An 11,196-nucleotide genomic window follows, 5' to 3' on the forward strand; every position below is an offset into this window, starting at 1 on the left:
CGTTTCAATCCCTTTGTTATAATCGCTTGCAAAAACTCCTTTATTATTTTTTATAAAGGACTCAATAAGCCATAAATCGTCTAATGAGATTAGTTTGGGCAACTCAATCTTTGTATTGTAAACTTTTATGTCTTTGTTTTGTTTTTCAACGGCTGTATTATAATTTACCACATAATCGCGGTACTTATCCATAGCCGTTTTCATACCCTGAGCATCTATATACGGAAAATTGATATAAGGATATTGGGGTGTTTCTACCTCTCTATATATAGCTCCTTTTTTACAAAGTAGCATTCCATGGGTAGTATTAAATTTCTCGACCTCTTGGTTATATTGAAAATCAGAAAGCTTATTGCGATTTCCATGATGAGCTAGGTAATAAACTGGCTAGTATAGCTATCACATCAAATTTGTTAATTGATACTGATTATAAATCTGATACTACAGTCCAAAAGAAAAAGTTACATCAAATAAAAAAAGATGCCGATTATTTATACAGTGGAATGAAAGACTTTGTATGGTCTTTAGATCATAAAAATGATGACTTAAGGTACTTGCAGATATATTTAAATGATTTTGGAGAACAACTTTTTAGTCTTTCTAATATTTCTTTCTATTCAACTCATAATTTCACAGAACAAAAAACTATATTACCTTTTTACTGGAGTAAACAATTAGTCTTAATTTTTAAAGAAGCTATGACGAACACCTTAAAACATAGTGAGGCAACCAAAGTATTATTAAAGTTTACATTGAAAGGTAATAAGTTAAAAATCATGCTAAAAGACGATGGAAGTGGTTTTACTATAAACACACTACAACGCGTAAATGGTATTCAGAATATGAAACATCGCGCAAAAACATTACATCAAAAATTAATTATAGAAACTACCAATGGAACAACTATTACTTTTATTGGTAACTTAAAAAAGAATACAAATGAGCAAGCTTAATGTTGTTATTATAGAAGATCATGAAAGTATTTTAGAGTCTTTTACAGAAATCGTCAATACATCAGAAGAATTCCAAGTTGTTGGAGGTTTTGAATCTGGAGAAAAAGCAATTGAGTTTATTAAAAAAGAACCAGCAGTAGATATCATGCTCGTCGACATTCAACTAGTAGGAATGAATGGCATTCAAACGGTTAAAGAAATCAAAAAAATAGCTCCTTCCATCCTACCTATAATTGTATCTGTTCACGAAAACTCAAAATATATTTTCGATGCGTTATGTGCTGGTGCCATAGGTTATCTCACTAAAAACATAACTCCAAAAGAGCTAATTACTGCACTACAACAAACACAACAAGGTGGTGCTCCTATGAGTAGTAATATTGCTCGAAAAGTAGTAGAATCTTTTCAATTACCACATGAAAAAGAGCTTTCAGAAAGAGAAAACCAAATTCTTACATTATTAGCTAAAGGTAAAAGTTATGCGTCTATTGCAGATGAGCTTTATTTATCTGTAAATACTATTAAAACACACACTCGAAATATTTACGAAAAACTACAAGTCAACAGCAAAAAAGAAATTATTGAAAAGTACGGATAGCATGAGAAATGAATAATTATTAAAGTGTTTAAATTTTACTTCTAAATTTTCACAATATTCTGCTACAATTCCCTGATTTTCAAACCATCTTTTATTTGTATTTTTGCACCGTTGTTAAACTTGTGAAAAACAAATATAATTTTTACTGAAAATCAAATATTTAACTTACATTTGCGCCCGTTTTAATTTTAAACAAAATGAATAAAAATAACTCGTCGAGAGGACGACAAGCTGGAAAGAACAGCAATCCTCGCTCAAGAAAACAATTCACTAAAAAAAGTAAACCTCAAACATCTCAAAAAACTTCCAAAGAAGATAGTGGGATTCGTTTAAATAAATTTATATCTAACTCAGGTATTTGCTCTAGAAGAGAAGCAGATACGTTTATTGAACACGGAAGTGTAACTGTAAACGGAAAACTTATTACTGAAATGGGATATAAAGTACAACCAGACGACGAAGTTCGTTTTGATGGTACTTTAATTTCTATAGAACAAAAAAGATACGTATTACTTAACAAGCCCAAAAACTACATTACTACCATGGAAGATGATAGAGGTAGAAAAACTGTAATGGACTTAATAGCTAATGCGACCAAAGAACGTATCTATCCAGTAGGAAGATTAGACAGAAATACAACTGGTTTATTATTGTTTACAAATGATGGCGAATTAGCAAAGAAATTAACACATCCAAAGCATAACGTGCGTAAATTATATCACGCTTCTTTAGATAAGAAACTAACCTTATCTGACTTAGATAAATTACGTGGTGATGTGGTAATTGAAGGCAAAAAAGTATTTATTGATGCTGTTTCTTATGTAGAAGGAGAAAAGAAAACAGAAGTAGGTATTGAAATACACTCTGGAAGAAATAGAATTGTTCGTAAAATATTTGATCACTTCGGATATCATGTAACAAAACTAGACCGTGTTATTTTTGCTGGTTTAACTAAGAAAAATCTTCCTAGAGGTAGATGGAGAGAGTTAACACAACAAGAAATTAATAATTTAAAAATGCTTTAACATGAATGTAGAAAACTTAAAAAGTAATATTGATACAATTATTGCTGCTTCTACAACAACTGAAGAAAAATTGCAACAAATCTGCGATTATCTTAAAAAAGAAGTTGAATATTACGATTGGGTAGGTTTTTATTTTAGGAACGGAGACAAAGAAGAATTAAAACTAGCTCAGTTTGCTGGAGAACCTACAGAACATACAATTATTCCTTTTGGAAAAGGAATTTGTGGTCAGGTAGCTGTTAGCAATGAGAACTTTGTAGTTCAAGATGTTTCTGAACAAGACAATTACATTTCTTGTGGATGGAAAGTAAAATCGGAAATTGTAATTCCAGTTTTTGTTAATGGTGAAAACATCGGACAAATCGATATTGATTCACACACTGCGAACCCCTTTACACCACAAGATGAGCAACTTTTGGAATACATATGTAAAGAAATCGCACTTTTTTTATAAAAAAAAATGTAAATCCTTGGTTATTAAGTTTTTTTATATAGATTTGTAAAAGTTATTAACAATTTTACTAATCAAAAATTCCCCTAAAGATGAGTAAACAAATCCCTAATTATGAAAGTTTGGGCGGTAATACCCAAGCTGAAAAGTTGACTTTACTGGAAAAATTAGCTCTTTGGGTTCGTGATTTCCTAGAAAATGCAGAATAAAAAAAGTCAATACACAAAATTTTTAAATCGGAAAGACTTAAGTTATTAACAAGTTTTTCCGATTTTTTTTACCGTAAAACTTTTCATTCTACGTTGCTCACTTTTTAACTTTTAGTAATTTTGCAGGCTTAATAACAACACAACAACAAATGAGTAATACAAAAAAGATACAGTCTGCTTTAATTTCTGTCTTTCACAAAGATGGTTTAGAGCCTATTGTAAAAAAACTAGATGCATTAGGAGTTACAATTTATTCTACAGGAGGAACAGAAAAGTTTATTACCAATTTAGGTATTAACGTCGTTCCAGTAGAATCTGTAACAGACTACCCTTCTATTTTAGGAGGTAGAGTAAAAACATTGCATCCTAAAGTATTTGGAGGTATCTTAAATCGTCAGGATAATGAAGGCGACGTAGCACAATTAGACGAATATAAAATACCTCAAATAGATCTAGTAATTGTAGACTTATATCCTTTTGAAAAAACGGTAGCTTCTGGAGCTTCTGAACAGGACATTATTGAAAAGATTGACATTGGAGGAATCTCATTAATTAGAGCTGCTGCCAAAAACTTTAAAGACACCTTTATTGTTTCTTCTATGGAGCAATACAATGAGTTTTTATCAATTATCTCTGAAAATGACGGAACAACATCACTAAATAATAGAAAAAAGTTTGCTGCTAAAGCATTCAATATTTCTTCACATTATGATACTGCTATCTTTAATTATTTCAATTCAGATCATGAAGAAGCGGTTTTAAAGATTAGTGAAACGAATGGAAAAGTGCTTCGATACGGAGAAAACCCACATCAGAAAGGATTTTTCTTTGGAGATTTAGATGCCATGTTTGATAAACTACATGGAAAAGAACTAAGTTACAATAACTTATTAGATGTAGATGCTGCAGTCAACCTAATGAGTGAGTTTACTGGAGAGGCGCCAACTTTTGCTATTCTAAAACATAATAACGCTTGTGGTTTTGCGCAAAGAGCTACAGTTCATCAAGCATATGTAGAGGCATTAGCAGGGGATCCTGTTTCTGCTTTTGGTGGAATTTTAATAGCAAATACAACTATTGACAAGGCTACTGCAGAAGAAATTCACAAATTATTCTGTGAAGTAGTCATTGCTCCAAGTTTCGATGAAGACGCCTTAGAGATTTTAAAAGGTAAAAAGAATAGAGTATTATTAGTTCAAAAAGAAATTAACTTACCTGAAACAACGGTTAGAACTTGCTTAAATGGAGCTTTAGTACAAGATAAAGATAATAAAACAGATGCTGTAGAAGATTTATCATATCCTACAACAAACAAACCAAGTCAGGAACAGATAGAAGACCTTCTTTTTGCATCTAAAATTTGTAAACATACCAAGTCAAATACTATTGTATTAGCCAAAAACAAGCAGCTATGTGCTAGCGGAACAGGACAAACAAGTCGTGTAGATGCTTTAAGGCAAGCTATTGAAAAAGCAAAAAACTTTGGTTTTGACTTAGATGGAGCCGTAATGGCAAGTGATGCTTTTTTCCCTTTTCCAGACTGTGTTGAAATAGCTGACAATGCTGGTATTAAAAGCGTTATACAACCAGGAGGTTCTATTAAAGATGAATTAAGCATCAATTATTGTAACGATCATAACATAGCTATGGTATTTACTGGAACAAGACACTTTAAACATTAAGTTATAAGGTGCCTTTTCTTTAATTTTTTTTTTTAGATTTGTGTGAATACATAAACGGGTCACATTTTAAATAATTTTTATGGGTTTTTTCGATTTTATGACGGAAGACATCGCAATCGATTTAGGGACTGCGAATACACTAATAATACACGATGGCAAAGTAGTAATTGATAGTCCTTCTATTGTTGCTAGAGATCGAATGTCAGGTAAAATCATTGCCACAGGTATAGAAGCCCGTAAAATGCAAGGTAAGACCCACGAAAACATTAAGACAATTCGCCCTCTAAAAGATGGAGTTATTGCAGACTTCCAAGCTTCTGAGGAAATGATAAAAGAATTTGTTAAGCAAATTCCTTCTATCAGAAAAAAAATATTTCCACCTTCATTACGTATGGTCATTTGTATTCCTTCTGGAATTACTGAAGTAGAAAAAAGAGCCGTAATAGACTCTGCTCGCCATATGAATGCAAAAGAAATTTATCTCATCTATGAACCAATGGCAGCTGCCATTGGTGTAGGTGTAGATATTATGGAACCGAAAGGAAACATGATTATTGATATAGGTGGAGGAACTACTGAAATTGCAGTCATCGCCTTAGCAGGTATAGTATGTGATCAATCTGTAAAAGTTGCAGGAGATTTATTTACTAGCGACATAATGTATTACATGAGAACGCAACACAACCTTTATGTTGGAGAAAGTACTGCTGAGAAAATGAAAATTCAAATCGGTGCAGCCACTGAAGATTTAGAAGATGCTCCAGAAGACATGATGGTTCAGGGTAGAGATTTATTAAGTGGAAAACCAAAACAAGTTCAAGTATCTTATAGAGAGATTGCAAAAGCACTTGATAAGTCGATCTTAAGAATTGAAGATGCTGTTATGGAAACTTTATCTAAAACACCACCAGAACTAGCAGCTGATATTTACAATACTGGAATTTATTTAGCTGGTGGAGGTTCTATGCTTAGAGGGCTTGACAAAAGATTATCTCGTAAAACAGACCTTCCTGTATATGTAGCTGAAGATCCATTAAGAGCTGTAGTAAGAGGAACTGGTATTGCGCTTAAAAACTTAGATAGATATAAGAGTGTCTTAGTTAAATAATTTACAATATGCAGCAATTAATTTATTTCATACAGAGATATAAATATCTACTGTTTTTTTGTCTGCTGCAAATAATTGCATTAGCATTAACAATTAATAGCCATAGTTTTCACAGAAGTAAATTTATAAGTTCTGCTAACGTAATTACTGGAGGAATTTATGAAAAAACCAATGCGTTCTCAAACTATCTCAATTTAGGTGAACAAAATAAAGCACTTGCTAAAGAAAACACCTATCTTAAAAATTTACTTTCACAAATACAAAGCATTTCAGATAGTGTTAAGCTTACTGCTATTATAGATTCATTAAACAATCAACAATACAAATACATAGATGGAGTTATTGTGAAAAACGAATTTCACAAAGCCTATAACTACTTAACTGTTAACAGAGGCGCTAAACAAGAAGTAACTCCAGAAATGGCAGTAATAAATGACAAAGGTATTATTGGAGTTACAGATGCTGTTTCTAATTCTTACGCAAGAGTTCGATCTATACTAAGTAGAAATAGTCAAATAAATGCTCGTCTACAACATAGTCCTTATTATGGAACTTTAAGTTGGGATGCAAAGAACAATCAAATAATCCAATTAAGAGATATCCCAAGACAGGCTGTTGTTCAAATAGGCGATACAATTATTACCAGTGGTCGTTCCGCTATATTTCCTGAAGGAATTTTAGTAGGTACTGTAATTGATATTGAAAAAAGAGCTAAAGAAAATTTAATAGAAGTAAAACTCTTTAATGATATGAGCTCTATTCGAGATGTTTACATTATAAACAATTTTCACAAACAAGAAATTAAAGATTTAGAAAAGCAAACAAATGAGTAGAAGACCATTTTATTTATCATTTGTATTTATTAGTCTTATCTTATTACAGGTATTAGTACTAAACAATGTTTTATTCTTTGGATTCATAAATCCATATATATACATTGCTTTTATCTTTATATACCCATACAAAACAAATAGATTTCCTATTCTGAGTCTTGCTTTTTTACTAGGACTTATTATTGATATATTCTCAGATTCTGGAGGAGCAAATGCTTTTGCAACTACATTTATTGCTTTTATAAGATTGTACTTTTTTAAAACAATCTTTCAAAAAACAGAAGTTGATTTCGAATTTTTCGATTTAAAACAAGAAACTTTCGGCAAAGTATTCAATTTTACGGCCATTTTAACTTTTACACATCATTTTTTATTATTTTCTTTGCTTAATTTTAGCTTTCGAAACTTTTTCGACGTTATTATTAACACCTTTTTATCAGGAGTATTCTCTTTATTTCTATACTTCCTCGGTAATTTCATCTTAAGCAGAAAGCAGTAAAACGTGAAGCGAAATTTTTTATTAGTTTTTTTAATTACCCTAGTAGGGCTTATTTATATAGGTCGTTTATTTCAACTTCAAATTATAGAAGGTGGAGTTAAGAATCCTATAAGTACAGCTACAGTTAAAATCGAATACGATTATCCTGAGCGTGGATATATCTACGACAGAAACGGAAAGCTTTTAGTAGCAAATCAACTCTCTTATGATGTAATGATTATTCCGAAGGAAGTTAAAAATATAGACACACTGGAATTTTGTAACTTATTAAGAATTTCTAAAGAAGATTTTATCAAAAAATCTGAAAAAGCTGAAAGATATGCTCGATGGCTTCCTTCTGTTTTTTTAAAACAAGTTTCTAAAGAAGATTTTGCTTACCTACAAGAGAAACTACATAAATTCAAAGGGTTTTATATTCAAAGACGTGTTATTAGAAATTATCCAGTAAAATCTGCCGCTAATATTGTTGGGTATTTAGGTGAAGTAAATGAATTACAAGCTAAAAATAGTGACTACTACGAAAATGGAGAGTTAATTGGAAAATGGGGTGTAGAAAAATATTATGAAGAAAAACTACGTGGTACAAAAGGTAAAAAGTATTTCAACCGAGATAATTTAAATAGAATAACAGGAGCTTATAAAAATGGTAAATATGATACACTTGCTTTAGCTGGGAAAGATTTATCGTTAACCATAGATAGCGAATTACAACAATATGGGGAATTACTAATGAAAGGTAAACGTGGTGGAATTGTTGTTTTAGAACCTTCTTCAGGAGAAATCTTAGCACTTGTAACTGCTCCATCATACGATCCTAATATGATGGTAGGTAGAAAAAGATCAGCATACTCAACAAAATTGTTCAGCGACACCATAAACAACCCTACATTTGATAGAGGTTTACAAGGTGTTTATCCTCCTGGTTCTCCTTTTAAAATTTTAAATGGTTTAGTTGGCTTACAAGAAAACGTTATCGACGAAAACACTATGGTATATTGTTATGGTGGATATCGATATGGAAAAAAGAAACATGAGTTTATGCGATGTCACTGCGGTCTTTATGGTAGACCAATTCGATTGAAAAAAGCAATCGCTAATTCTTGTAACAGTTACTTTTCTGAAACCTATAGAAAGATAATTAATAAGCAAAAAAACACAAAAGAAGGTTTTGATAACTGGAGTAACCAAATCAGAAGTTTTGGATTAGGAAATTATTTAGGTTACGACCTTCCTGTAGGAAACAAAGGGCTAATACCAGATGCAAAATATTATAACGACAGGTATGATTTTGGATGGAGAGCAACCACGAATATTTCTAATGCAATTGGCCAAGGAGAAATACAAACCACTCCTATTCAATTAGCAAATGCAACTGCAGCAATTGCTAATCAAGGGTTTTATTACACGCCACATATTGTAAAGAAAATAGATGGGGGCAATATAAAAGATCAAAAATTTACTGAAAAGAAATATACCTCTATCGATAAAAAACATTTTCCAGTTGTAATAGATGCAATGCATGAAGTATTTAAAACCGGAACAGGTAAATACAGTCAAGTAAAAGGGATAGATATTTGTGGAAAAACAGGAACTGTAGAAAACTTTGCTATAATTAATGGTGAAAAAACTCAATTACCAGATCATTCTATACTTATAGCATTTGCTCCTAAAGAAAACCCAAAGATCGCTATGGCTGTTTTTGTTGAGAATGGAGGTTATGGTTCTACCATTGCTGCTCCAATTACTAGTTTAATGATTGAAAAATATTTAAACGGAACTGTTTCTAGAAAAGCTTTAGAAGACAGAATGATTAATTTAAGCTTACAAGAAACATACGATAAACAAATCGAAAAAAAGGATTCACTTGCGACAACAACACAATAATATATTTGCAAATTTAGATTGGGCTTTAATTTCTATGTATGTCCTTTTGGTTGCTTTTGGCTGGTTAAATATTTATGCAGCCTCTTCAACCGATTCTAATAGAGAAATTTTTGACTTCTCTACTCGATATGGAAAACAACTTATTTTTATTAGTCTAAGTGCACCTTTAACAATACTTATACTGTTTTTAAACTCCAAATTTTACGAACAATTCGCTAGCTTATTATACCTCTTCTCTTTAATACTCTTAGCAGGTGTACTTCTTTTTGGAAAAAAAATTAATGGAGCAACTTCCTGGTATAACTTCGGAGGTATTGGATTACAACCTTCCGAGTTTTCTAAAGCCTTTACTGCATTGGCATTAGCCAAATTAATGAGTGACCGACAATACAATTTAAAACTGGTTAAGAATCAAATTAAAGCATTCATTGTTATTTTCTTACCAGCATTTTTTATTGCACTACAACCCGATATGGGATCTGTATTGATTTACTTTTCTTTCTTTTTTGTTTTAAACAGAGAAGGGTTAACTCTAAAATACTTCATTGTAGGTGTTACTACCATAGTTTTATTTTTACTTACTATAAACTTTGGTACTAATATCGTATTGATCTCAACAATGTTATTAATTACCATTGTTGTTGGATATGTAACCTATAAGAACAAGCAATTCCTACGATTTAATTGGCCTTTTATTTTAATAACTTATATAATTACTCTCATCTTTATATCCGCGGTAGGATACACCTATACAAATATCCTTGAACAGCACCAAAAAGATCGTTTCGATATCTTATTAGGGAAAGTAAAAGATAATAGAGGAATTGGTTATAATACCTATCAAGCAGAGTTAACTATTAAGTCTGGAGGATTTGCAGGTAAAGGCTTTTTACAAGGTGATAGAACTCAAGGTAACTTTGTTCCAGAACAAGACACAGATTATATTTTTAGTACTGTTGGAGAAGAATGGGGCTTCTTAGGTAGTTCTTTTGTGATTATTCTATTCATGTTACTATTATATAGAATAATTTATTTAGCAGAAAATCAAACAAACAAGTTTGCTAGAATTTATGGCTACGGACTTGCCTCCATTATTTTCTTTCATCTCATTGTAAATGTAGGAATGGTTATAGGTATTTTACCAACTGTAGGTATTCCTTTACCTTTCTTTAGCTACGGAGGGTCTTCTTTATGGGGCTTTACACTCCTTCTGTTCATCTTTATTAGATTGGATGCTCATAAGAAGTATGATTATTAAAGAACTCTAAGAACCATCCATACATCGTAATTACACGTATACGCTTTCTGATTAAAATAAAATTTATAAGTTAAGTTTATATCCGCACTTAAAGTCGTTAAATAAATGTGGTTATCTACTTTTAAAACTAACAGAATAAAATAAGATTTAATGTGATTCGTTTAGTCCTAAAATTCAATATGTATAAAGAGAAAGAATTACAAAAGGTAATTTAATTTATGAAACAGTCTTACCCAAAACTGTTATTGAAGAATAAACATTAGAAGTATTAAGTTTTTGTATAAAAACAAAAAGCACCACGAAATTAATCGAAGTGCTTTTTATATTAACTAACCTTAAAACTCTCTTCTATAAAGCAGCAACGTGCTTAGCTAACTTAGATTTTAAGTTACCTGCTTTATTCTTGTGAATAATGTTGTTCTTTGCTAATTTATCTAACATAGAAACAACAGTAGATAACATTCCCTCAGCTTCCTTCTTATCTGTAGTTGCTCTTAATTTTCTAACAGCATTACGTGTAGTTTTATGCTGAAATTTATTTCTTAAGCGCTTTGCTTCGTTACTTCTTATTCTTTTTAATGCTGACTTATGATTTGCCATTTTACTGAAATCTTAAATGTTTATAAAAAACTTTGTACTCCGTACGGGATTCGAACCCGTGTTACCAGGATGAAAACCTGGCGTCCTAACCCCTAG

11 protein-coding genes are annotated in these 11,196 nt (G+C 31.4%); 10 read left to right on the forward strand and 1 reads right to left on the reverse strand.

Translation table 11 applies throughout. The features are described from left to right. Window positions 1–410: 410 nt before the first annotated feature. The 10 genes from ACKTTC_RS17465 to rodA all read left to right on the forward strand — a co-directional run bounded on the left by ACKTTC_RS17465 (window position 411) and on the right by rodA (window position 10,500). Window positions 411–953 (forward strand): sensor histidine kinase, encoded by a 543-nt coding sequence (locus ACKTTC_RS17465; protein WP_408041145.1) that lies wholly within the window; start codon window positions 411–413, stop codon window positions 951–953. Continuing rightward, window positions 940–1,551 (forward strand): response regulator transcription factor, encoded by a 612-nt coding sequence (locus ACKTTC_RS17470; RefSeq protein ID WP_408041146.1) that lies wholly within the window; start codon window positions 940–942, stop codon window positions 1,549–1,551. Before ACKTTC_RS17465 ends, ACKTTC_RS17470 begins: the two co-directional genes overlap by 14 nt. Window positions 1,552–1,748: 197 nt before the next feature. After that, window positions 1,749–2,576 carry a pseudouridine synthase gene (locus ACKTTC_RS17475; protein ID WP_408041147.1) on the forward strand — a complete coding sequence of 276 codons (828 nt, stop codon included), beginning with the start codon at window positions 1,749–1,751 and terminating at the stop codon, window positions 2,574–2,576. A gap of 1 nt (window position 2,577) precedes the next feature. After that, complete coding sequence (locus ACKTTC_RS17480) at window positions 2,578–3,030, forward strand: GAF domain-containing protein (protein ID WP_408041148.1); 453 nt, start codon at window positions 2,578–2,580, stop codon at window positions 3,028–3,030. Between the two features lie 355 nt (window positions 3,031–3,385). Continuing rightward, window positions 3,386–4,918, forward strand: a complete 1,533-nt coding sequence (purH, locus tag ACKTTC_RS17485; RefSeq protein WP_408041149.1) for a bifunctional phosphoribosylaminoimidazolecarboxamide formyltransferase/IMP cyclohydrolase — start codon at window positions 3,386–3,388, stop codon at window positions 4,916–4,918. A 79-nt stretch (window positions 4,919–4,997) separates the two neighbouring features. Then, entirely contained in the window at window positions 4,998–6,026 is a 1,029-nt protein-coding gene (locus tag ACKTTC_RS17490; RefSeq protein ID WP_408041150.1) for a rod shape-determining protein, read from the forward strand. An 8-nt stretch (window positions 6,027–6,034) separates the two neighbouring features. Then, window positions 6,035–6,859: a rod shape-determining protein MreC gene (mreC, locus tag ACKTTC_RS17495; protein ID WP_408041151.1), complete on the forward strand. Its 825-nt coding sequence runs from the start codon at window positions 6,035–6,037 to the stop codon at window positions 6,857–6,859. After that, window positions 6,852–7,358, forward strand: coding sequence for a hypothetical protein (locus ACKTTC_RS17500; RefSeq protein ID WP_408041152.1), 507 nt, complete (start codon window positions 6,852–6,854; stop codon window positions 7,356–7,358). The genes mreC and ACKTTC_RS17500 overlap by 8 nt, the downstream gene beginning before the upstream one ends. Before the next feature lie 3 nt (window positions 7,359–7,361). Further along, window positions 7,362–9,242, forward strand: coding sequence for a penicillin-binding protein 2 (gene mrdA / locus ACKTTC_RS17505; RefSeq protein ID WP_408041153.1), 1,881 nt, complete (start codon window positions 7,362–7,364; stop codon window positions 9,240–9,242). After that, window positions 9,223–10,500, forward strand: a complete 1,278-nt coding sequence (gene rodA / locus ACKTTC_RS17510; RefSeq protein WP_408041154.1) for a rod shape-determining protein RodA — start codon at window positions 9,223–9,225, stop codon at window positions 10,498–10,500. Before mrdA ends, rodA begins: the two co-directional genes overlap by 20 nt. Window positions 10,501–10,848: 348 nt before the next feature. Here rodA and rpsT read toward each other — a convergent pair whose 3' ends face one another. Further along, window positions 10,849–11,100: a 30S ribosomal protein S20 gene (gene rpsT / locus ACKTTC_RS17515; protein ID WP_408041155.1), complete on the reverse strand. Its 252-nt coding sequence runs from the start codon at window positions 11,098–11,100 to the stop codon at window positions 10,849–10,851. Between the last annotated feature and the right edge of the window lie 96 nt (window positions 11,101–11,196).

This window comes from Tenacibaculum amylolyticum, assembly GCF_964511145.1.
GTDB classification, from domain to species: domain Bacteria; phylum Bacteroidota; class Bacteroidia; order Flavobacteriales; family Flavobacteriaceae; genus Polaribacter; species Polaribacter amylolyticum.

What these genes read in the sequence shown, in the direction of transcription:
- ACKTTC_RS17470 (WP_408041146.1), top strand. Translation starts at nt 940, where the DNA reads ATGAGCAAGCTTAATGTTGTTATTATAGAAGATCATGAAAGTATTTTA.
- purH (WP_408041149.1), top strand. Translation starts at nt 3,386, where the DNA reads ATGAGTAATACAAAAAAGATACAGTCTGCTTTAATTTCTGTCTTTCAC.
- ACKTTC_RS17480 (WP_408041148.1), top strand. Translation starts at nt 2,578, where the DNA reads ATGAATGTAGAAAACTTAAAAAGTAATATTGATACAATTATTGCTGCT.
- ACKTTC_RS17500 (WP_408041152.1), top strand. Translation starts at nt 6,852, where the DNA reads ATGAGTAGAAGACCATTTTATTTATCATTTGTATTTATTAGTCTTATC.
- ACKTTC_RS17490 (WP_408041150.1), top strand. Translation starts at nt 4,998, where the DNA reads ATGGGTTTTTTCGATTTTATGACGGAAGACATCGCAATCGATTTAGGG.
- ACKTTC_RS17475 (WP_408041147.1), top strand. Translation starts at nt 1,749, where the DNA reads ATGAATAAAAATAACTCGTCGAGAGGACGACAAGCTGGAAAGAACAGC.
- rpsT (WP_408041155.1), bottom strand. Translation starts at nt 11,100, where the DNA reads ATGGCAAATCATAAGTCAGCATTAAAAAGAATAAGAAGTAACGAAGCA.
- mreC (WP_408041151.1), top strand. Translation starts at nt 6,035, where the DNA reads ATGCAGCAATTAATTTATTTCATACAGAGATATAAATATCTACTGTTT.